We start from the raw sequence: 22,368 nt of genomic DNA, 5'->3' as shown, positions 1-22,368 counted from the left end.
CATGGCCCACCTTTCGAGACTTCCGGACGTCAAAAACTGAGGCATATCTATAAACAAGGATCCTGTTGGGGCAACGCCCACGCACGCGCGCCCCATTAAATCAACGGGCACCTCACCCCGGGGAGGGCCGACAGCATCGGCCCTCCCCTCTTTTGCGACCGCACATATTGCCACTTGTCGGCGCAATTCCAGCCCCCAGAATGGGACACATGGCCCACCCTAGCGAGCCGTCCACGCGTACAGTAAAGGCAGGTAATCCGTGGGCGGTTACAGATCGAGGAGGACACGACCATGAAAAAGAAGGCCTTTGCGATTCTCACCCTCTGCATAAGCCTCTTTGCCGCAGTTGCCCTAGTGGGCTGCGGTGGCAGCGGCGGCGCTACCGGAAGTGGCGGTGGCGGTGGAGCAGAAAAGCCAGCCGTGGATATGAGGACCGACTTCATTTGGTTTAAGGTCGAGGTCCCCGAGGGCGTCGAGATCACCGACGTCGCAGGCGACACCGCCGACAGGGCCCAGTTTAAGTTCACCGAGAGCGAGCACGCCAGCGATCGCTTCATCCCTGTCTTCGACTCTGACAAGAACGCCGATGAACTGTTCGACTACGAGGCAAAGTGGAAGGCCAACTCCGGATGGACCGAGAGCGATCCCGTTAAGTACAACGGCAAGACCTGGCGCAGTGCCTACTTCACGCACTCGGGCGGCGTAACGACCGAATACTTCACCGACGTTGACGGGGGCAGTGTGTATGTGCGTATCGACAACGTCGAGGAGCACAAGGACGCCGTCGAGACCATGATGAAGTCTCTGGAATTTGCCGACGACATCGCCGAGGCCAAGACCGAGGCCATGGACGTCAAGCTCGACGATATCGAGATCAAGCGCTAAGCGACTGGCGAGTGCAACGGAAAACACGGTCGCAGTGCAAACAAGCGACGGTACCCCAGTGCTTCGTACCCAGGGAGGGCCGGTAAACCGACCCTCCCTTTCTTATGCCTGTAGCCGACGAACGCGAGGATGCCGGACGTCGGAACCGCCCCAAATGTGGCAACAGTACGAAAACGACAAACGCCCCAACACGTCCGCCCGCCGATTTATTGTGCCGCGCAGGCAATTAAACCAGCATCTTTAAACATCTGAGCAGTATAGTGACCAAAACTATCGCATAACCGCACTCTGCGAATGGAGAAGTTATGACCGAACACCACGCCATCAGCCGCCGAGCATTTACGTTGGGCCTTGGACTCGCGGCGTTGTCGCCACTTGCAAGCCTGCCCGAAACCGCGGCATTGGGCATTAGCCCGCGGGCAGCCTTTGCGGACGGCACGGCCGGGCCAGCAGTCAGCCTCGACAATTTCGTCATTCGCCTTCGCCCCGCGGGCTATTTTCGTACCGCAAGCGTTAACGAAGACGGCAACGTCATCGGCAACGTCTGCCATCTGTTTAATGACGGCACGTCCAGCAAGCTCATCCTTGAGAACGTAACGACCAAGAATGACGATACAAACTGGTATGCTATCCGCACCTTGCTCAATTTCGAAGAGCATAAAAAGACGGGCTACAGCATTTGGTCGGTCGATGGCGACTCGGACAAAGACGGAAAGGTCATCCACGTATGGAGTGGCGAGCATGACGGCAAGCCCAGCCGCTCTTTTGCGTTCGAGCGTCAATCAAACGGAACCTATATCATCCGAGACCGCACGGTCGAGAAAGAAACCGAGAAAAAAGACATTAAGTACCTGGCAATAGAATCGAACGGCAAAGACCAGGACAACAATAAGATCTGCCATAAGAGTGAGAGCATTCCGTGGGAGCTCGAACTTATCGGTTACGACATGAAAAAGAACGATGCCACGGTTAGCAGCCTCGACTGGATCACGTACAGCAGCTACGTCGATGGGCCATGTTGGATGAAATACGTCGACGACAACAAGTTCCTCGACGAGCTGAGCATCCCGGGTACGCACGATTCGGGCACCTGCAGCGTGGACAACGACACTGAGCCCCAATCCTCGCAAGTAAAATGCCAGCAGGATTACATTCCCACGTAGTTGCTCGAAGGCATTCGCTATTTTGATATCCGGCTCGGAAAGGGCGACAACCCTGGTATCTGCCACGGGGATTTCTACCTATTCAAAAAAGACGGGTACTATCTGCATCTCTCCGATGTCATCGAGTACTTTAAAACGTTTTTGAGCGAAAACCCGAGAGAAGCGCTTATCATGCTCGCATCGCGCGGCAACGACGAGGCTACCGATGACAGTGTTACGACGGCTTTCGCCAAGGTTATGGGCGATAATCCCGATCTGTTCTACACGTCGAGCCATGTCCCCAAGCTGGGCGAGGTTCGCGGAAAGATCGTTCTTCTGCGTCGATTTAGGCTCGACGGCAACAGTGTAAGCGGCCATACGTGGGGCCTCGACCTTACCGAATGGGATGACAAAATCAAGGCTCACTCCGACAGCGCCACTATGTGTCTCGTCCAAGACGCGCAGGGCTTTGAAGCCGCGGGGGAAACAGGCGACAAAGAGCCCTATTGCACCAAGGTATACGCCCAGGACAAGTACAAACTCACGGGAACCGACAAGCTCAGCTGGGTCGATAATGCGCTGAAGGAAACGGCCGGACGCACGCGCAACAAGGTAGACGTCGCGAACGATGACGGGACCAAGGTGCAAGTCCAGGAGCGTTGCTGGTCTATCAACTACACCAGCTGCACGGGCCTGTCGCACGGAGGCAATCCTTTTACCTCGGCACGAGTAGTCAACGAGCATCTGTATAAGAGCCCGTACATCAATCCCAGCGGCATCGAGGATACAAAGTCAGATTACCTCAAGCACATTGGCATCATCGCATCCGACTTTGTTGATGCGGCGCTGGCCCGGAGCATCTATCAGCGCAATTACGATACGGAGCACAAGCAGACGGCTTCGTACTATCTCCCGTACTATCTCCCGACCCGCATGCGCATGACGTACGGCGACTCGCTGAGCGATGCCTCATTCCAGGATGGCAAGACCGTTGGCGAGGGTCATTTCCGCCTTGCCGACAGCAGCAACGCGCTCAACGCGACAGCTTCGGGCCATGCGTTTGCCATTGAATACGTGGATGTCGACGCCCTGGGCAACGAGACCGTTACGGGGCTGCAGGGCTCTGTGCCCATCGATATCGATCCACGCGCGCTGACGCCCCATTTTGAGGGACTCGAAGGCCTTAAGGCCGGCGAAGACGTGCGCGCCAAGATTGCGGCATCACTCGAGGGCAAGCTCGAAACCGATGCCTGCACGGCCCAGCTCGAGTTTGTGCACGACGCGAACGGCGCTCCGGGCACAGCAATGGCCGAGGGCGAAACATTTGCCGCAGGAACGTACTGGGTGCGCGTGAACGGTCTCTTGGGCAACGCGGCGCAAAACTACACGCTCGCCAGCGACGGAGCCGCAAGCTTTACCGTAGCGGCCTCGGACAGTGCAGGCGGCACCGGCACCGGCAGCGGCACGGGTTCCAACGCAGGCAGCGCTGATAAGAACGGTAAGGGCAACAAGGGCAAGGGCTCGGGCGGAAAGCTCGCCGACACGGGCGACAGCTCTGGCGTTGCCGCCGGGCTCGCTGCCGCCGCCGTGGCGACAACGGTCGCCGGCGCGGCGATGCTTGCCAGTGACGGTGAAAACAACGAGGACGTTGTCGAATAGGCAAGCCGGCCTTTTAGACACATCGACTCAATCGGGGGCGCAGAACACCGTTCTGTGCCCCCGATTTTTACCTTGGCCCGAACGCCGCTATCGGCTACATCACCATGTTCAGCGCGTTAACAAACTCCTGGGCCTTCGCACGGCTGTTCAGGCTAAAGACGCAAGCGGTCAACAGACGATTGCGCAGAAAAACATCGCGGCCTTTGATTCTATTGACGCCCGTAATGTCCTTAAGATAAACAATCTCGGTGTGCTTGCCGCCAAAAGTGCCCTTCTTGAGTACCTCAATGCGGTTAGGGTAGATCTTGACGTCTTTATACCTACCCGAACCTTTGTCCTGGAATAGCAAAGTGTTGTTATCCATGCGTGTCACTCCCGCGGGGTTCGCTAAAACTGCCTCTATGGCCACATTTTGGTCACTTCGGGAATCCTGCACGAAGGCGCTAGGCGACATTGAAATTCGAGTCTGTGCGAAGACCTTTAATGAAGTGCCCAGTACTTCCCCGCAACACAAAAACGGGGCAGTCCGCACTTCTGCGGACTGCCCCGTTCCTCTAACTATCGCATCGCAGCGCCAACCGGCACCGCTCCCCTACTTCCCAAATAGCGCACCCAACAGGCCGCGACGTTTGGGCTTCTCCTCTCGGTAGGAACCCTCGACGGCGGCTGCAACCTGGCGCGGTTGCTCGCCGCCTCCACGGCGCACGATCTGGTACAGGAACGGCGATTTAACGTATTTGACCTCGACGGGCGTGGCGTGCACGGTGCTCTCGCCGGACAGATGCAGGCTCGGGTTGAGCGGCGCCACGATATGCGTCTCGCGCTTGTCGCTAAACACTACCGCTGCCGCACGACCCGTCTGGCCGTTCACGGCGATGCGCACCTGCTCGCCATCGCGGCCATCCGTCGCCGGACGGTCGACAAAGTACACCGGCACCATCACCAAACCGTCCTTGTGTTTGCGAGCCTTGCGCGCCCAGGTGCGGATGCTCTTTTTATTGAGCCCCAGTACAGCCTCGGCGTCGTTGCCCGCAATGTCGAGCGCCAACTTATCAATGACCACCTGGTCCTTGGTAGACGCATCGACGGAGACGACGCGGAAGTCGCCTTCCTGCATGGCAGGGTCAAACGGCCCAACCTTGGCATAGTCCCACGGCTCCAAAATGCCCATAAGTCGAACATCCAGATAGTTTGCCCTCGGATACGCCCAGTCGAGCACCTCGTAGTACACCAGGGTTTCCTTGCTCAGGCCCTTGCCCGGGAAGCTCGCCATCATGCGCAGGTCCGCCAGCGCCATGGGGAAATAGAAGAGCATCATGTCGTTTTGGATCGCATCTTCCACGTCGTGCCCGGCAAAGGCTTCCGCATGCTGGCGCACCAGCTGCAGTGCGTTGGCACGTGCCTGCTGCGGCGAGATTTCGCAGGGAATGCCCTGCTCCGGCACATACTCCGCACCTACACCCATGGTCAGACGCTTGCTGAAGGTACCGGGCTTGAGCAGGTCGGCAATGCCGATCTTGTTGCCGCAGGACGGGCACTCAAACACGCGCTGCGTTGACTCGCCCTCAAAGGACGCTCCGCAGAAGGGGCAAGGAATGCTCACATGCGTGACCTCTTGGAACTCTTGCGCCGTGCCGCGATCCTCCCACAGCAGATGTTCCAGGACCGACTGATTGCGCCAGTGCGCGTTGAAGAAATACCAGTCCGGGTCCTCCGGGCGCTCGAGTTGCGACACATGCGTGAGTTTGAGCAGTCCATCCACCACCGTCAACGGCGTATGGCGAATACCCAAAGCGCTCTTGGGCTCTCCGGCGTCCGCCTGCCACGGAACGACCGTGCCGCAATAGGCGCACTCAAAGCTGCGCTTAGCTTGGTGCGAGTACATAGGGCCGCCGCAGTTTTGACATTTAATGGCAAACATCTCGTCCATGGAAACGTCCTCCTTTGCACAGGGGCTGTCGACATTAAGTATGTCGAGCAAACAGGCACATGCCCATACCCATGTGGCCCAAAATGGACCACCCAGGCAGACGAGAAGGCTCGCTCGTTAGCACCGGCAGACTATTGCTGCATTTTCTGAGCATCGGTGCACGGCGCCCCCGCGCGAGCTACACTATCCCCTTAAACATGATTGTGAGGACGACCGCTATGCTATTTGTAAATCGGCTGGTACATACGCTTGTTCCCGGCGGCGAGGACGAGCCGGTCGATGCATCTTGCCGCACCAACGCGGGTTTTGCCGCAAGCCTCATCTGCATTGGCCTCAACATCACCCTGTGCCTGGCCAAGGGCATCGCGGGCCTGCTCGCCGGTTCCGTCTCCCTCATCGCCGACGCTTTCAACAACCTCTCCGATGCCTCGAGCAACATCGTGAGCCTGCTCGGGTTCCGCCTTGCCAGCCGCCCGGCAGACGAGGGCCACCCTTACGGCCACGGCCGCTACGAGTACCTGGCTGGTCTGTTTGTCGCCGTCCTGGTTTGTGCCGTCGGCATCAACCTAATCCTCGAGTCGGTCACCAAGATCATCAAGCCCTCGCCCACCGTGTATTCGGCGCTCTCCATGGCTGCCCTTGTTCTGTCCATGCTCGTCAAATTCTGGATGGCAGCGTTCAACCGCACGCTGGGCGATCGCATCGACTCCGAAACGCTCATCGCCACGGCGCAGGACTCCAAAAACGACGTCATCACCTCGGGCTCGGTCTTGGTGGCGGCGCTTATTTCGCAGACGACCGGCTTTGATCTCGATGGCTGGGCAGGCCTGGGTGTGGGCATCTTCATCTGCATCAGCGGCCTGGGCCTGGTGCGCGACGCCATCAGCCCGTTGCTGGGGCAAGCGCCCGACCCCAAGCTCGTCCAGGCAATCCGCGACAAGATCATGTCCTATCCGCAGGTCTTGGGCACACACGACCTCATGGTGCACGACTACGGCCCCGGTCGTCAGTTTGCCAGCGCCCACGTGGAGATGCCCGGCGAGGGCGACGCGTTTGAGCACCACGAGATTCTGGACACCATCGAGCACGACATCAAGCGCCAGATGGGCATTGGTATCACGCTGCACTGCGACCCCATCGCGACAACCGGCGATGACTTGCGCGGCTGGGTCAAGCGCGGCGTCATGCAGATCGATCCCGCGCTCTCCATCCACGACCTGCACGAGCACGACGGGTTCGTTTCGTTTGACCTGGTGCGTCCCGACGGCTTTGACATATCCGACGAGGAGCTGCTGGGGCTCGTCACGCGCATCGTGCACGAGCGCCGACCCGATGCCTCATGCGTCGTCACGTTTGATTCGGGCTTTAGCTCGCCCGACCGTCCGGCCGAGCAACTGTAGCCTGCTTAACAGCTAGTTTCCCTGCGCGCCCGAGATGCCGTTTTGCAGCGCGTCCCAGGCATTGGTAGCCATATCGCCCAGATTCTGAGCAGTATCGCCGAGGTTTTGGGCTGTATCGCCCAGCTCTTGTGCCTTGTCTCCCAACTCCTGTGCCTTGTTGCTCAAATCCTCCAGCGTATTGGAGCTCGAGCTGTCGGTACCGCTTTGGCCGCCGGACGAGTTGCCATAGCTGTTCTTGTGCGTGAGCTGAATCTCCAGGTTGCCGTTGTCGTTATAGTAGGCATTCGTAACAACCCAGTTGGAATCGATGACGGGCGTTGAGCCATCGTCGGTCAGGATCACGGCGTTCGAAAGGTCGGCTCCGCGTGACTTGAGGAGCTTCTTGGCGTTGGACCAGTACTGTCCCGGGATATCGCTCAGGTCGACGGCAGCAGACTGGGTGGTCTCGGCCTGCTCGGTCGTGGCATCGGTCGTGGCGCCCCGCTTGTTGAGCATGCCCGACACGATGGCGAACACGACCGACAAGGCAAAGAAGATCGCCAGCACAATCAGGATTTTCTTGATCACGCTCGACGGACGCGACGGTGCCTTCTCCTCGTCCTCACCATACTGCGGAATCGATTTGGGATACTCGCGATACGGCTGGCGCGACTCGTAGCGAGGCTGCGCCGTGCGAGGCAAATACGTCGTCTGCTGAGGCTGCGGAATGGGATTCTGCGGCAGGTTGTCATAGGAATTCGGCGTCGAGGCAGCATAAGAATCCTGCGGCGCGTAATCAAACGGATCCGGAGCTGCGTTGCCATAGGGGCCTTGCGAAGATGCAGCGTAAGAATCCTGCGCCGTGTCGCCATAGCCCATAACCCGGGTGGGCTCGGCAGAAGGCTGCGTCGCGGCGGGGTCGGTATAACCGGGGTTGGGAACAACGCGGGTCGCATCGACGCTATCGCCAGCCTGCGCGGAACCGTAGCCGCCCATCACGGTTGTCTTGTCCTGATCCATGCAACGATTCCTTTCCGTCGCGCGTGAGCCTCAAGTTATCCATGCATTCTACCCGCGCAAAAGCCTATGATGGGCAGAGTCCGTCGGTATCTACAAGACATGCGCGGGTCTAAGGATCAAAAAGCCCCGCCGGGCCTTGTGGGCACGGCGGGGCGGACAAGCAGCTATGGACAGCAGACTTAGAACAGGCCGGTGATGTTGCCGTCGTTGTCGACGTCGATGTTTTCGGCCGCGGGCACCTTGGGCAGACCCGGCATGGTCAGAACACTGCCGGTCAGCGCGACCACAAAGTGGGCGCCGGCAGAAACCTTGAGCTCACGCACGGTGATGCGGAAGTTCTCGGGAGCGCCCAGGGCCTTGGCGTTGTCGCTAAAGCTGTACTGCGTCTTAGCGACGCAAACCGGCAGGTTGCCAAAACCATTCTCGCGCAGCTCGGCGAGCTGGCGCTTGGCGGCCGGCGTAAAGTCAACGCCGTCGGCGCGGTAGACCTTGGTGGCAACGGCCTCGAGGGCATCAGCGACATCAGCGCCGTCCTCATAGGCAAACTTGAGCTCGCTCGGCTGCTCAATCAGACGCATGACCTCATCGGCAAGCTCGAGCGCGCCCTCGCCGCCCTTGGCCCAGACCTCGGACAGCTTAACGTTGACGCCGAGCTTCTGGCACTCGGACTCGATGAGCGCAAGCTCGGCCTCGGTGTCCGTCGGGAAGCGGTTGATGGCGACCACGCAGGGCAGACCATATACGTTCTGGATGTTGTCGACGTGACGCAGCAGGTTGGGCATGCCAGCCTTGAGTGCCTCGAGGTTCTCCTCGTTGAGATCGGCCTTGGCGACGCCACCGTTGTACTTCAACGCACGAGCGGTCGCGACGATCACGACGGCGCTGGGACGAACGCCCGTCATGCGGCACTTGATGTCGAGGAACTTCTCGGCACCCAGATCGGCACCGAAGCCGGCCTCGGTAATGGCAACATCGCCAAAGCGCATCGCCATACGCGTGGCCATGATAGAGTTGCAGCCGTGGGCAATGTTGGCGAAGGGACCGCCGTGGACAAACGCGGGCGTGCCCTCGAGCGTTTGCACCAGGTTGGGCTTGAGCGCGTCCTTAAGCAACGCGGCCATGGCACCCTGGGCCTTAAGGTCTCGGGCACGGACGGGCTCGCCGGCAAAGCTGTAGCCGACGACGATCTCACCCAAGCGTTCCTTGAGGTCGCTGATGCTCGTAGACAGGCACAGGATTGCCATGACCTCGGAGGCGACGGTGATATCGAAGCCGTCCTCGCGCGGCACGCCCTGGGCCTTGCCGCCAATGCCGTCGATAACGTGGCGCAGCTGACGGTCGTTCATATCGACAACGCGCTTCCAAGTGATGCGCTTAACGTCAATACTGAGCTGATTGCCCTGCTGGATGTGGTTATCAAGCATGGCGGCCAGCAGGTTGTTGGCAGCACCGATAGCGTGGAAGTCGCCGGTAAAGTGCAGGTTGATATCCTCCATGGGGATGACCTGAGCCCAACCGCCGCCGGCAGCACCGCCCTTCACGCCAAAGACGGGGCCGAGCGAAGGTTCGCGCAGGGCCACGGCACTCTTGACGCCGCGACGACGCAGGCCGTCGGCCAGACCGATGGTCGTGGTGGTCTTGCCCTCGCCCGCAGGCGTTGGGTTGATAGCGGTCACGAGGACGAGCTTGGCCTGGTGATCAGTCGGCTCGTTGAGCAGTGAATAGTCGACCTTAGCCTTGTCGAAGCCGTACGGAATAAGGTGCTTAACGTCGACGCCGGCGTTCTTGGCCACCTCGGTAATAGGCAGTGGCGTGACAGAACGTGCGATTTCGATGTCAGTAGGCATGGGCGGTCCTTTCGTTACCGAATGAGAAAAAGACCAATTCAGCATAGCACGGGCGCGCAATAGTAAAACGCCCATAACCGATGAACGGCGATATGTTTACCCGATGCCCAGCGATAGTCCAACAGCCCGCCAAAACAAAGCGCCCTAAACGGTAGGTTCAATCCCCAGGTGCTCAAAGGTGCGAAGGGTTGCCTGACGGCCCTGCGGCGTACGAATCATCAACCCGCACTGCAGCAAATAGGGCTCATAGACATCCTCGAGCGTGCCCGGGTCCTCGCCCACCGCACTGGCAAGGGTCGTCAGGCCTACAGCACGGCCGGAGAACGTCTTGGCAAGCGTCTCCAAGATACGAATATCCATCCAGTCCAGACCGAGCTCGTCGATCTCGAAAAACTCGAGCGCCTGGCGGCAGATATCGAGCTCGATAGGGCCGCTGCCACGCACCTGTGCGTAATCGCGCACGCGCTTGAGAAGGCGGTTGGCAAGACGTGGCGTGCCGCGCGAACGCGAGCCGATCTCGAGTGCACTGGGATGGTCGATCGTCACGCCCAGGATAGTCGCCGAGCGCGTCACAATCTGCGCGAGCTCCTCGACCGTGTAGTAATCCAGGCGATACGAAATGCCAAAGCGGTCGCGCAACGGGCCGGTCAACATGCCTGAGCGGGTCGTTGCCGCTACCAGCGTAAACTTGGGAATATCCAGGCGAATCGAGCGCGCCGCCGGACCCTTGCCAATCACGATATCGAGGGCAAAGTCCTCCATCGCGGGGTACAGGACCTCCTCGACCGAACGGTTGAGGCGGTGGATCTCGTCGATAAACAGCACATCACCCGGCTGCAAGTTAGTAAGGATGGCCGCCAGGTCGCCCGTGCGCGCGATGGCAGGGCCACTCGTGGTCTTGATCTGAGCGCCCAGCTCGTTGGCGATAACGGTGGCCAGCGTGGTCTTGCCCAGGCCCGGAGGACCCGAGAAGATCACGTGGTCGAGCGTCTCGCCACGGCTCTGCGCCGCTTCGATCAACACGCGCAGGCTCTGCTTGATGTGCTCCTGACCACAGTAATCGTCCAGGCGCTGGGGGCGCAAAGTGCGGTCGACATCGAGGTCCTCGGCCGTCAGCTCCGAGCCCACCATGCGCTCGCCGTGCGCCATGGATGCCGCCGGCGAGTTGTCGGGCGTCGCCCACAGGTCCTGAGAGTCATCGGCTTCCCACATCACGCATCCATTCCGAGTCGCTTAAGCGCCGCGCCGAGCAGATCCTCGACACGCATATTCTGCCCATCATACCCGCTCAGGGCAACATCGGTCTCCTGCGGGCTAAAGCCCATGGAAAGGAGCGCCGCACGGGCATCATCGATCGCCGAAGGAGCGGCGGCGGGAACCGGCATCGCAACCTGGCCGGGAATCACGTCGACCGGCACAAAGCCCTTATCCTTGGCAAAGGTGCTCTTGAGTTCCAGGATCAGGCGCTGAGCTGTCTTTTTGCCCACACCGGGTACCTTGGCCATGCCCTTGTCGTCCTCGGCCATCACCAGCGAATACAGCTGCCCCACGGTATAGGTGGAAAGCACGGCAAGCGCCAGGCGCGGGCCAACGCCCGAAACGGACACGAGCCGGTCGAACATCATGCGCTCATCCTTTGAGGAAAAACCGAAAAGTGTCATGGCGTCCTCGCGCACCTGCATACGCGTGTAGAGGCAGACCTCGCCACCGGGCGTCGGCAACGTGGCCGCAGTGCTGCCCGAAATGCCGAGCTCAAAGCCAACGCCCGACACATCGACGACAGCAGAGCTCATCGTGGCCTCGACAAGCGTTCCGTGGAGCTGGGAAATCATCAGTATCCGGTTCCTCTCTGTTGATAGAACTCGCCACCGGTGAGGGCGCGGGTGCGGCTGAGGTTTACGTGGCAGATGGCGCAGGCCAGGGCATCGGCGGCATGGTCGGGATGCGGGTCGTGGTCGAGCTGTGTGAGCGTGCGTACCATGTAGGCGACCTGCCGCTTGTCCGCGGCGCCGGTGCCCACCACAGCCTGTTTGATCTGCATGGGCGTGTACTCGCCAATCTCGAGCGCGCATTCCGAAAGCGCGACGAGTGCAGCACCGCGGGCATGCGCCGTGGGGATGGCCGAGCGAACGTTGGCGCCAAAGTAGATGCTCTCTACAGCAGCCGTGTCGGGTCGATAACGCTCGACGACATCCTTAAGGTCATGGGCGATATGCGACAGGCGCACCGCGAGCGGACTTCCGGCACTGGTCTCGATGCAGCCATAGGCACGGCAGCGAACCTCGCCACGCCGCTCCTCGATAATCCCCCAACCCGTATGAGCCAAACCGGGGTCAATGCCCAAGATAACCAAGCCAACCTCCCCTCGCCACAAGCACAGCGCAAGACAAGGCCCCGCGCATCATTCACGAACGTCTGTTCTAGAATAACACAATGGGGCCAAGATGCTTAGTTGAAGTATCGGGGTTGAGAGCGAATCCTATCCCATAATTAGTTCTGCGAGAAAAAGGGGAACTGCCTCGGATCCACCGGCGGATGCGGCATCGGGCCACCCTGGGGCCCACCCTGCGGGCCACCCTGGCCGCCCATCATCTTATCGATGGCGTCCTGAACCTCGCCCTCGAACTTTTTCATTCCCTCGTGTAAACGACGCTGACCGTCCTCAGAGCGCAGCTCCTCCATTTGCTCGGGCGAAATACCCAGTAGCTCGCCCAGCACGCCCATCATCTCGTTTCGCACGCGCTCGCTCGTATCCTCGTCAGCAAAACGGCGCACCTCGGCGCGCGCCAGCGAATCGACCGTCATACGCTCCTTGCCGTTAAGCCCCAGGTCGGACCACGCGAGCATATACGGCCAGGCACGCTCGGCAAACGAACGGGCCGAGACGATCGGCGCCATCGGCAACATGCGGCGGGCAGCCTCACCCTGTCGAACGAGCATCAGCAGCAGCGAGCAGGCCTCAGGCTTGCCAGCGGCCATCGGGATGTCGTCGAAAGATCGATTGCGGTCCACGTGCGCCTCGAGCGCGCCATCGACCTCACCCGGCTCAAGCCCGCCGAGCAGCTGTGCCGCACGGTCGAGCATATCGACCGGACCGTCGAGCGTCGAGAGCGCCTGCGCCAGCACGCGCTCCATACAATCTTCCACTGCGTTGAGCGTCACGAGCTCTTGGGGCACCACGGCAGACGTGCGGTTGCGCACACGCGCCACAAACTCAAGCGTCGACAGGTACACATCGCCAAAGGGCGCAAAGTCGCCCTGGTAGCCGCCGCAAAGCGCCGGCGCCGCCAGCGCGTACTCGGTTTTGGACAGCGGGCTCAGCGCCATCGCACCCAGCTCGAGCGCCGTATCCTCCAGCATCAGGCCCAGCGTGCGCGAGCGCAGGCGCTCGGCATCGCCCGCCGACACGTCGCGATCGAGCACGCGCGCCGCATCCGGTGCATCGCGCTCGACGGTGCGAATGTGCAGACGCTCGGCGATGGCGCGGACGGCGGCACAGCGGGCAGCCTCGGCCTCTTCCTGCGCCGGCGTAAAGATACGGTTGCGCCCCAGCACCAGGCCAATCACATTGCGCGGGCCCAGAGCGTCGACGGCCAGCGCCGCCAGCAGGGACGACGGCAAGTCACCCTCGAGTGCCACCACAGCACGCGACGCACCGTGGGCTCGGGCGTTGTCGCGCACGGCGAGCACCAGCGCCTGCCACAGCCACTCCTCGGAACGGAACTCGGGCAGTTCGTGATCCTCCAGGGCATCGAGCATCACGCCGCGCTGAATCTCCTGAACCAGCAGGCTCTCCTCAAAGCACGGCGCCTGGGCCACCACGCGACCGCAGTCGTCGAGCACAAACGAACCGCCGGTATACACCGACTCGTCATAGGCACCGACCGGCGCCATGCAGGCAAACCACACGCTGCGCTTGGATGCGATCTTGCGGTAGGCGCCGCTGCGAACGGCAGCAATGGCGGCAGTCTCGCGGTCGGTCATGTCAAACGCGTTGAATTGGAAATACGCAATGAGGTCAACACCGGTCGGCAGCATCTCGAGTTCGCGGTCCAAGTCAAAAATCACGGCGATGCGCACGCCGTCCACGTCGAACACCGGCGGCGCCCAACGTGTGTCGTTGTTCTCGCCACGCTGCAGGGCAATGCTCGAACGCGCCGGCACCACATGACCGTCCTTGAGCATCATGTAGTCGAGCAGCGGCTGGCCCTCAAACGAAACCGCCGCGGGCACGATGCAGATCATGTCAAGCTCCTGGATACGCTCGGCGACACCAGTCAAACCGGCAAGCACGTCGTGCTCAAAGTCGGCAGCGCCCACCAGGCCACCGGGCATGGCGCCCATAAAGAGCGGAGCCGGAACGCACAGCACGCGCGCCCCGCGCTCGTGGGCCAGACGAGCCTGGTCCTCGATGCGGCCGCAAATGCCCTCAATATCACCCAGGCGCATATCGATCTGTGCAAGCGCGAGCTTCATGCCCCAGCCCTTTCCGTCGTAAACCATCGAAATCGTAGTAAAAGCGCCGGCCGCATAATGCAGCCGGCGCTTGCATGTGCATATGCTAGCTATGATACCCCGAGCGGGGGCGCGCTCCTAGAATGTCGCGGACCACAGCCCGTGCAGGTTGCAGTAGGCATAGACGGTACCGGTCTTGGAGCCGCCCGCGAAAAACGTCGCGGGTTTCATGCCGGGCTCAAGGTAATGAACCTCTAAGCGGCCCTCGGCCTCAAGCGCAATCCACTCAATGTAGTGTTCGGGCAGGCTGGGGTGCTCGACCGAGCCAACGCGTGCACGAATCACGTGACCGTCGCGCTCGGTCTCGACAACAGGCACGTGCTTCTCGTGCGCCGCGTCCTCAGTGTTTGCGGTCAGTTCCGTGCAACCGGCAGGGGTCGCAACGTCGTCGCCAAGGGCAGCGATGAGCTTACCGTCGGGGTCCTTAAAGAATTTCGCCATGATGTTCTCCTTTGCTGATGTGCCAATGTTCTTGATGGTTCTTATGCCCAAAGGCAGACAAACCATCCACGGCATTGCAAATGAACACATAACGGATCAGGCAAGCGGTCGGGCCAAAATGCGTCGACCGTCCTGCCCACTCCAGCAGTCCCACCCCGCGCGCGGCTAGCGCCCGTCGCCGCCGAGAAGCGCCAGAACATCCTCGCGCGTGAACAGTGCCGACGAGATGCCGTCGCCGCCGAGTACGCTGTTGACCAGGTCGCGCTTGGACTCCTGCATCTGCATAATGCGTTCCTCGATCGTGTCCTTGGCGATGAGCTTGTACACGGTCACGGTATGTTGCTGGCCAATACGGTGCGCGCGGTCGGTCGCCTGGTCCTGCGCGGCCACGTTCCACCACGGGTCGTAGTGGATGACCACGTCGGCCGCCGTCAGGTTGAGGCCCACGCCGCCCGCCTTGAGCGAGATCAGAAACACCGGCACCTCGCCCGCCTGGAACTGCGCGACCATCTTGGCGCGGCTCTCCTTGGACGAAGCGCCCGTGAGCTTAAGAAAGCCGATGTCCTCCTTGGCCAGGCGCTTGCCAATGATATCGAGCATGCCCGTGAACTGGCTGAACAGCAGAATGTGGTGCCCGCCGTCGAGCGCACCGTGCACGAGCTCCATGCAAGCGTCGAGCTTGGCGCTCCCTGCCTTGTAGTCCTCGTAGTGTAGATGCGGGTCGCAGCAGATCTGGCGCAGCTTGGTGAGCTCGGCGAGCACCTTGAGCTTGTCTTTCTTAAACTCGGATGCCTCGCGATGCTGCACCTGCTGGGCGATACGGTCTTGGTTGGCCAGGTAGAGCTTGCGCTGCTCGCCGGTGAGCTGTGCCATGACGGTGTCTTCGATCTTCTCGGGCAGGTCGGCCACCACGTCTTCCTTAACGCGGCGCAGCACAAACGGCGACACGAGCGCTTGCAAGCGAGCGGCGCTGTCACCCTCGGCGTGCTCGACCGGGCTTTCGAAGCGCTTGGCAAACGACTCGCGCGAGCCAAGCAGGCCCGGCATCAAAAAGTCGAAGATGCTCCAGAGCTCGGACAAGCGGTTTTCGATGGGCGTGCCCGTCAGGGCAAAGCGCACGCCGGCAGGCAGACGCTTGGCGGCGTGCGCCACCTGCGTGAGCGGGTTTTTAATGTACTGGGCCTCGTCGAGCACCACACGGGCAAAGTCCTGCTCGGCATACTCGTCGATATCGCGCCGCATGAGGTCATACGACGTTACAACCACGTTATGCTCGTCAGCGCCGGCTATCTGCACGCGGCGCTGCGCCTTGGCGCCCACGATAGCGCACACGTCGAGCGAAGGCGCAAAGCGCTCCAGCTCGGCGGTCCAGTTATACACGAGCGACGCAGGGCACACCACGAGCGTGGGCTTGGCATCCCCCGCCTCCACGCGCGCCAGGATATGCGCGATCATCTGCAGTGTTTTGCCCAAGCCCATATCGTCGGCCAAGATACCGCCGAGGCCCAGGTGCTCAAGCGAGCCGAGCCACTGGTAGCCGTCGACCTGATAGCCGCGCAGTGTGGCCTTGAGCGAGACCGGCACCGTAAAGTCCATCTTGCCGAGCGTATCCAAGCGCTCGACGGTGCGACGGAACGCAGCGTCGCGATCGGCTTCGAGCGCGGGCGTGCGCGCAAGCATGCTGTCGACAAACAGGGTACTCGACGCGGGAAGCGACACGCCGTCGAGCAGGTCGACAGCATCGACCCCCAGGTCCTCGGCAAGGCCAAACGCAGCGCGGGCACCTTCATCCAGGCGAACGATGTCGCCGGACGTAAGGCGCGCGAACGTCTGGTGGCGCTTATACGAGTCCAGATAGATGGCAAGGTCGCCCGCCGAAAGCCCGCTCGCACCCAGCTCGACGTCGAGCAAGTTGCTCTTGACGGTGGCGCGCACCGAGAGCTTGGGCGCAGGGCGGACCGAAATCTGGCGCAGGCGGTCGCTGAGCATGACCTCTCCAAGCTCGGACAGGGCAGACAGGCCCTCGGTCAGCAAGTGGAACAGGCTCTCGTCATCGCGCTCCTCAAACGCCAGGCCGCCCTCGCGGAAATCAAAGTACAGGGCAGCCGTGTCCATAACGCGAAACTCCGCCAGCGTATCGCGGGGCGGAACGCCGGGGCGTTGCTCTTCGAAAGGACTGCCCGGAGCACCAAGACTAAAGAGATCTGCCGACCAATCGCCGTAGGCCACCGTAATCTTGCAGGTCACAAGGCCATCGTCGACGCCAATCGCCATGGCAAAACTCGGCTCGGGCGCCACGGCGTCAAGTACGGCGGGAGCGATCAGGTCGGTGTAGTCGCGCAAGATCGGCAGCGCCATGCGGCAGAACTCGCCCACCTGGTCGGCGGCGATATGGACCGGCGTGCGGCAGGGCAACAAGTGCGATAGGAACGGCGCCGCATGCTGGGCAAACGCCGTGTCGGTACGGCGCGCGCGGCGCGTATCGACCAGATAAGCTGCATCGCCTGCGACAAAGCAGTACGTATCGGCCGGCAGGCGCAAGTCGTAGCTGCCTCCCGCCGCCGGTGCAATCTTGGCGGCAAGGAGCGGCGAGCGCTTAGCCGGGACTTCGCCCTCCCCCTGCGGCGACGGCTCGACTGCCACCTCGTAGGCGCGATGCGTCGTCGTTCCCCGCGACCAAGCAGGCTCAAAGGACATGGTCCTGCCGCGCAGCAGGTCCAGCACGGACACGATGGAATGCTCGGATACAGGCAACTGACGCTCGGCGACAAAACCGTTGCGGACAAAGTCATACGACGCCGAGCGCGAGCTCGTAATATCGCCTAGGTAGGCGACCGTCATTGCGATAAAGTCGAGCAGCTTTGTCGACACGTCATCGAAAGCCTCGGGCACATGGGCAAACGTAAGCTTCTTGCCATAGGAGAACGTACCGCCGCGCACATAGGCATCGGCCATGCCGTCGATATCCTTAACCACGTAGGACACCGAACCGCTACGAATGCGAAACTCGAGCGCCCAGTTAAAACGATCGGCAAACAGCGGATTGTAGTACGGCACCAGCGAGGGCTCCAGCACCGCTTTGGGCGCATCGGGGTCAATGGTGCTGGCGAGCTTGCGGCGCATGGCCACGAGCTCGTCCATGCGCGCGTCCGAAAGGTCGGAAAGCGCCGCCACAAGGCTCGGGCTCGTGGGGACGGGCGCCGGGAAGGGAAAGTTGGGGTTGACCGTCGGTGCGGTGGGCGCGGAGCGCATGGGCTGCTTGGACTGTGCGGTCGGTACTGTAAACGTGCGGACCGGTGTGCGCAGGCCCTCGACGGGCTCGGCGCCGCTGGCATCCAGATACGCCAGCGCCGTGGCGATGGCGTGCTTGCACATGCCGGAATAGCGAAAGGCGGCCGGGCAATCGCAGTCGTAGTCGATAACCTCGTGCTCGTCCATGTCGAGCGCCACGTGCGTCTTGTACAGGTCGCCGCGCGAGCCGCGCACCGAGCCCTCGATGTTCACGTTTTTGGAGAAGCGCGAGCCGGAGTCTTCGAACGACAGCACGGCGCCGTTGAGCATGAGCGAGCGCCCCTTCATAAAGGTACTGCTGAGCGCCGCCTCCTTACGAAGCGCCTGCACAAACGTCCCCTGCGCCATCACTTCCTCCAATCTCGCGCGGACCAGCAAGGTCGCCCTTAGATCACCGTCACGCGACCCTGGTTGCCCACGATGGCTTTTGCCTCTGCCAACAGCGGAATCGAGCGTGCGTTGACCTTGGCCGGCACCTCGGCACGCAGCACACGCCCGTCCACCTGCTCGATAAAGATCTCCACGCGGTCGCCGCCCGGGTTGGCGGTAAGCACCGTGGCAAGACGCGCCATATTGCCCTGGCTAAAGCGGCTGTTGGGCACCATGACCTCAAACACCTTGGGCTTGTTGTTCTCCTCATTAAGCTCCAGTGGCACGATCTCCTGCGCGATGATCTGATCGCCGCGGTCCGAGCGCTCAAGCTTGCCCTTAATGCGCACAAACGCATCGGACAGCTGCGCGCCGGTCTCGGGATCGACCTCGCCGTACAGGTACCCCTCGGCCTCCTTGTAGGTCTTGGGGAACACCACGACGGTGGCCTCGCCTTCCATGTCCTCGAGCTGCACGATGCCCATGGGGTCGCCGTTTTTGGTCACGCGCTTGGACACGCTCGAGACCATACCGGCCCACCACAGCGCCTTACCCTCGGGAATCTCCTGGTTGATGGTGCCGCCCGTAGGATTCTGAACCTCGTAGCCGGTGTCGATCTGCGAGAACGAGAAGTCGCGCGCTTTGCTAAGTGCATACTCAAACGGGCGCAGCGGGTGGTCCGAGACGTAGATGCCCAGAACCTCCTTCTCCTGGCTCAGCTTAAGGTGGCGGTCCCACTCCTGGCCGTCCGGATCGGGCACGCTCACCTCAAAGCCCGAGCCCTCAACGTCGCCGAACATATCGAAGAACGACGTCTGGCCGCTCGCGCGATCCTTTTGGCGCTTCACGGCGGCATCGATGATGTTCTCGGGGTTGTTCTTATCCACAAAGTGCATCATCTGGCGACGCGGATACCCCGTGGAGTCGAAGGCGCCTGCCTTGATGAGCGATTCGATCACGCGACGGTTGGCCTGGCTCGAGTCCACGCGCTCGACAAAGTCGTGCAGCGTCTTAAACGGGCCGCCCGCCTCGCGCTCGGCGATAATCGCCTGCGCCACGCCAGTGCCCACGCCGCGGATGCCGGCCAGACCAAAGCGCACGCCCTCCTTGGTAGCCGTGAACTCGGTACCGGACTCGTTGACATCTGGCGACAGCACGGGAATGCCGTCGTGGCGGCACGCCGAGACGTAATGAACGATCTTGTCGGTCTTGCCCGTGTAGGACGTCAAAACGGCCGCCATGTACTCGTGCGGATAGTGCGCCTTGAGCCACGCCGTCTGCATAACCAGGATGGCGTAGCCGGCGGAGTGCGACTTGTTGAAGGCGTAGGATGCGAACTCGAGAACATCGTCCCAAATCTTCTGGGCGACCTCGCGCGTGTAGTTGTTCTTGATAGCGCCGTTCATCCAGTGGTCGTAGGTGGTCTCGTCCGAGCCATCCTCCCAGTGCAGCACCGTCGACGTGAGCAGCTTAATCTTTTTCTTAGCCACGGGCTTACGGATACGTGAGTCCGATTCGCCCTTGGAGAAGCCGCACATCTCGACGGAGATGAGCATAACCTGTTCCTGGTAGACCATGGTGCCGTAGGTTTCGCCCAGGATGTCGTCCAGGCGGTCGTCGTAGGAGACGGCCGGCTCCTTGCCGTTCATACGGTTGATGTAGGACGAGACCATGCCGGCGCCCAGCGGGCCCGGGCGGTATAGGGCGATCAATGCCACGACGTGCTTGTACTCGGTGGGCTTCATGTTCTTGATCGTGGCCGTCATGCCGGCGGACTCGACCTGGAAGACGCCGGCGGTGTGGCCGGAGCCCATGAGCTTAAAGATCTCGGGATCGTCAAAGGGAATCTCTTCCTCTTTGATGTCGATGCCGAAGTTCTTTTTGATGTTTGCCTTGGCCTTAGAGATAACCGTCAGCGTGCGCAGGCCCAGGAAGTCCATCTTGAGCAGGCCCATGTCGGCAACGGTATGGCCCTCGTACTGGGTAATCTCGACGCCGCCCTTGGTGTCGAGCTTGGTGGGCACGTGCTCGTTGACGGGGTCACGGCAGATCAGAACGGCGCACGCGTGCACGCCCTCGCCACGGGTGAGGCCCTCGATCGAGAGCGCCGTGTCGATGATGCGGCGGGCGTCGTCGTCCTTTTTATAGGCCTCGGCAAAATCGGGGTTAAACAGATCCTCTTTGCCGGGTTGCTTTTCGAGCACCTGCTTGAGCTTGACCTTGGGGTCGCTCGAGACCATCTTGGACAGGCGCTGGCCCATGTAGACCGGGTAGTCCAGGACGCGCGCGGCGTCGTTGATGGCCTGCTTGGCCTTGATGGTCGAGTAGGTGATGACGTGGGTGACCTTCTCGGGGCCGTAGAGCTGACGAACGTGCTCCACGACCTCGAGGCGTCGCTCATCGTCGAAGTCCATATCGATATCGGGCATCTCGGTACGTTGCGGGGACAGGAACCTCTCGAACATCAGGCCGTTCTCGAGCGGGTCGAACGCGGTGATGTTCATGGCGTAGGCGACGATAGCGCCGGCGGCCGAGCCACGGCCGGGGCCGACGCCGATGCCGTTGTCCTTAGCCCATTGCACGTACTCGGCAACGATCAAAAAGTAGGCGGCAAAGCCCTTGTCGCAGATGACCTTGTATTCGTACTCAAAGCGCTCTTTGATGTTGACGCCACCGATCTCGCGCGTGGCCCAGTCGTCGCCATAGTGCTGGCGCAGGCCCTTCTCGCACTCGCGGCGGAACTGGCTCTCGTGCGTCTCGCCGGGATCGAGCAACGGAAAGCGCGGCAGGATGATAGAGTCCCAGTCCAGCTCAACGTAGCACTTGTCGGCGATCTCGAGCGTGTTGTCGCAGGCCTCGGGGCAATACGGGAACATCGCCCGCATCTCCTCCTCGGTCTTCATGTAAAACTCCGAGCCGGTCATGCGCATGCGGTTGGGGTCATCGACCTTGGCGTTCATGCCAATACACATGATGACGTCCTGCACGGGCGCATCCTCGCGGCGCAGGTAGTGGAAGTCGTTGGTGGCGATGACCTTGACGCCCACCTGCTTGGCGATGTCGATGAGCGTGCGGTCCATCTGCTCGTCAGTCAGGCCGTTGTCGGTGGTGATGCCGTGTTCCTGAATCTCGATATAGAAGTCACCGGGCTCGAAGGTATCACGGAAGGTCTCGGCCCACTTGATGGCGCCTTCCATGTCGCCGCGGTCGATGTATTTGGGGATGATGCCCGCGATACAGGCGCTCGTGCAGATCATGCCCTTGGCATGGCGGCGCAGGTTGTCGAGCGTCACGCGCGGCTTGTAGTAAAAGCCCTGCACGGCGGCCTCGGAGACCGTCTGCATTAGGTTGACGTAGCCCTCCTGATCCTTGGCCAGAAGGATCATGTGGTAGAGCTCGGGCTTGTGGTCGCGGGCAAGGGTCTCGTCCGGCGTAAAGTAGACCTCGCAGCCAAAGATGGGCTTGATGACCAGAGGCGGTTTGAGCTCGTCGATGTTGCCCTTCTCGTCCCACATGGCCATGTCTTTGACGTACTGGGCATGCTCGCGCGGGTTTGCCTCGGGGTCGGGCTCCACCAGCTCGTCGCGGCGGTCCTTTTCCAAGAAGGCCTTGTCGTGGCTCCAGGTTTTGTACTCGGGCGTGTTGTGATTGACGGCGTCGCAGGCCAGCGCTAGGTCGGGCACGCCATACATGTAGCCGTGGTCGGTAATGGCCACGGCGGGCATGCCAAGTTCAACGGCACGATTGACCATATCCTGGATACGGGTTGCGCCGTCGAGCATGGAGAAAACAGTGTGATTGTGCAGATGGACGAATGCCATGTGATGAGCTCCGATGCGGGTTCGTGTTCTGACTGAACGATTTTACCGCACGGCACGGACAGCACCCGA

The 22,368-nt window shown here is 61.3% G+C and carries 15 protein-coding genes; 4 read left to right on the top strand and 11 right to left on the bottom strand.

Features of this window, described 5'->3' with window-relative positions:
- The first annotated feature begins 291 nt into the window (after positions 1-291).
- The 3 genes from JMJ97_RS04000 (at position 292) to JMJ97_RS03990 (ending at position 3,686) form a co-directional block, all read left to right on the top strand.
- On the top strand, positions 292-885 hold the full coding sequence (locus tag JMJ97_RS04000; RefSeq protein WP_260699246.1) for a hypothetical protein: 594 nt from the start codon (positions 292-294) through the stop codon (positions 883-885).
- A gap of 305 nt (positions 886-1,190) precedes the next feature.
- Positions 1,191-2,048 (top strand): hypothetical protein, encoded by an 858-nt coding sequence (locus JMJ97_RS03995; protein WP_260699245.1) that lies wholly within the window; start codon positions 1,191-1,193, stop codon positions 2,046-2,048.
- Positions 2,049-3,686 carry a phosphatidylinositol-specific phospholipase C domain-containing protein gene (locus JMJ97_RS03990; RefSeq protein WP_338404615.1) on the top strand — a complete coding sequence of 546 codons (1,638 nt, stop codon included), beginning with the start codon at positions 2,049-2,051 and terminating at the stop codon, positions 3,684-3,686. It begins immediately after the preceding gene.
- Positions 3,687-3,780: 94 nt separating this feature from the next.
- Here JMJ97_RS03990 and JMJ97_RS03985 read toward each other — a convergent pair whose 3' ends face one another.
- The gene (locus JMJ97_RS03985) at positions 3,781-4,050 is read right to left on the bottom strand and encodes a hypothetical protein (RefSeq protein ID WP_260699243.1); all 270 of its coding nucleotides are present in this window, start codon (positions 4,048-4,050) and stop codon (positions 3,781-3,783) included.
- 228 nt (positions 4,051-4,278) lie between these two features.
- The gene (locus tag JMJ97_RS03980; protein WP_260699242.1) at positions 4,279-5,616 is read right to left on the bottom strand and encodes a TFIIB-type zinc ribbon-containing protein; all 1,338 of its coding nucleotides are present in this window, start codon (positions 5,614-5,616) and stop codon (positions 4,279-4,281) included.
- A 218-nt stretch (positions 5,617-5,834) separates the two neighbouring features.
- On the opposite strand from JMJ97_RS03980, the gene JMJ97_RS03975 reads away from it, so the two are divergent.
- Entirely contained in the window at positions 5,835-7,016 is a 1,182-nt protein-coding gene (locus tag JMJ97_RS03975; RefSeq protein ID WP_260699241.1) for a cation diffusion facilitator family transporter, read from the top strand.
- 12 nt (positions 7,017-7,028) lie between these two features.
- Here JMJ97_RS03975 and JMJ97_RS03970 read toward each other — a convergent pair whose 3' ends face one another.
- The 9 genes from JMJ97_RS03970 to dnaE all read right to left on the bottom strand — a co-directional run bounded on the left by JMJ97_RS03970 (position 7,029) and on the right by dnaE (position 22,299).
- Positions 7,029-8,015, bottom strand: coding sequence for a hypothetical protein (locus JMJ97_RS03970; RefSeq protein ID WP_260699240.1), 987 nt, complete (start codon positions 8,013-8,015; stop codon positions 7,029-7,031).
- A 179-nt stretch (positions 8,016-8,194) separates the two neighbouring features.
- A complete protein-coding gene (locus JMJ97_RS03965; protein ID WP_260699239.1) occupies positions 8,195-9,862 on the bottom strand; it encodes a formate--tetrahydrofolate ligase in 1,668 nt (555 codons plus the stop codon).
- A gap of 144 nt (positions 9,863-10,006) precedes the next feature.
- Positions 10,007-11,074 carry a Holliday junction branch migration DNA helicase RuvB gene (gene ruvB, locus JMJ97_RS03960; protein WP_260699238.1) on the bottom strand — a complete coding sequence of 356 codons (1,068 nt, stop codon included), beginning with the start codon at positions 11,072-11,074 and terminating at the stop codon, positions 10,007-10,009.
- On the bottom strand, positions 11,074-11,694 hold the full coding sequence (gene ruvA / locus JMJ97_RS03955) for a Holliday junction branch migration protein RuvA (RefSeq protein ID WP_055285743.1): 621 nt from the start codon (positions 11,692-11,694) through the stop codon (positions 11,074-11,076). Before ruvA ends, ruvB begins: the two co-directional genes overlap by 1 nt.
- Complete coding sequence (gene ruvC / locus JMJ97_RS03950) at positions 11,694-12,215, bottom strand: crossover junction endodeoxyribonuclease RuvC (protein ID WP_022095142.1); 522 nt, start codon at positions 12,213-12,215, stop codon at positions 11,694-11,696. The genes ruvA and ruvC overlap by 1 nt, the downstream gene beginning before the upstream one ends.
- A gap of 137 nt (positions 12,216-12,352) precedes the next feature.
- The gene (locus JMJ97_RS03945; RefSeq protein WP_260699237.1) at positions 12,353-14,338 is read right to left on the bottom strand and encodes an NAD(+) synthetase; all 1,986 of its coding nucleotides are present in this window, start codon (positions 14,336-14,338) and stop codon (positions 12,353-12,355) included.
- A 117-nt stretch (positions 14,339-14,455) separates the two neighbouring features.
- Positions 14,456-14,818 (bottom strand): desulfoferrodoxin family protein, encoded by a 363-nt coding sequence (locus JMJ97_RS03940; protein WP_055285739.1) that lies wholly within the window; start codon positions 14,816-14,818, stop codon positions 14,456-14,458.
- A gap of 165 nt (positions 14,819-14,983) precedes the next feature.
- A complete protein-coding gene (locus JMJ97_RS03935; protein ID WP_260699236.1) occupies positions 14,984-18,457 on the bottom strand; it encodes a DEAD/DEAH box helicase in 3,474 nt (1,157 codons plus the stop codon).
- Between the two features lie 38 nt (positions 18,458-18,495).
- Positions 18,496-22,299 carry a DNA polymerase III subunit alpha gene (dnaE, locus tag JMJ97_RS03930; RefSeq protein ID WP_260699235.1) on the bottom strand — a complete coding sequence of 1,268 codons (3,804 nt, stop codon included), beginning with the start codon at positions 22,297-22,299 and terminating at the stop codon, positions 18,496-18,498.
- Positions 22,300-22,368: the final 69 nt, after the last annotated feature.

The organism is Collinsella aerofaciens, from assembly GCF_025289055.1.
GTDB lineage: Bacteria > Actinomycetota > Coriobacteriia > Coriobacteriales > Coriobacteriaceae > Collinsella.
This window is presented reverse-complemented; position numbering and strand designations above follow the sequence as displayed.

Bases quoted from the DNA above. Each gene is read 5' to 3' on its own strand.
- JMJ97_RS04000 (WP_260699246.1), top strand. From the start codon at position 292: ATGAAAAAGAAGGCCTTTGCGATTCTCACCCTCTGCATAAGCCTCTTT.
- JMJ97_RS03995 (WP_260699245.1), top strand. From the start codon at position 1,191: ATGACCGAACACCACGCCATCAGCCGCCGAGCATTTACGTTGGGCCTT.
- JMJ97_RS03985 (WP_260699243.1), bottom strand. From the start codon at position 4,050: ATGGATAACAACACTTTGCTATTCCAGGACAAAGGTTCGGGTAGGTAT.
- JMJ97_RS03980 (WP_260699242.1), bottom strand. From the start codon at position 5,616: ATGGACGAGATGTTTGCCATTAAATGTCAAAACTGCGGCGGCCCTATG.
- JMJ97_RS03975 (WP_260699241.1), top strand. From the start codon at position 5,835: ATGCTATTTGTAAATCGGCTGGTACATACGCTTGTTCCCGGCGGCGAG.
- JMJ97_RS03970 (WP_260699240.1), bottom strand. From the start codon at position 8,015: ATGGATCAGGACAAGACAACCGTGATGGGCGGCTACGGTTCCGCGCAG.
- JMJ97_RS03965 (WP_260699239.1), bottom strand. From the start codon at position 9,862: ATGCCTACTGACATCGAAATCGCACGTTCTGTCACGCCACTGCCTATT.
- ruvB (WP_260699238.1), bottom strand. From the start codon at position 11,074: ATGTGGGAAGCCGATGACTCTCAGGACCTGTGGGCGACGCCCGACAAC.
- ruvA (WP_055285743.1), bottom strand. From the start codon at position 11,694: ATGATTTCCCAGCTCCACGGAACGCTTGTCGAGGCCACGATGAGCTCT.
- JMJ97_RS03945 (WP_260699237.1), bottom strand. From the start codon at position 14,338: ATGAAGCTCGCGCTTGCACAGATCGATATGCGCCTGGGTGATATTGAG.
- JMJ97_RS03940 (WP_055285739.1), bottom strand. From the start codon at position 14,818: ATGGCGAAATTCTTTAAGGACCCCGACGGTAAGCTCATCGCTGCCCTT.
- JMJ97_RS03935 (WP_260699236.1), bottom strand. From the start codon at position 18,457: ATGGCGCAGGGGACGTTTGTGCAGGCGCTTCGTAAGGAGGCGGCGCTC.
- dnaE (WP_260699235.1), bottom strand. From the start codon at position 22,299: ATGGCATTCGTCCATCTGCACAATCACACTGTTTTCTCCATGCTCGAC.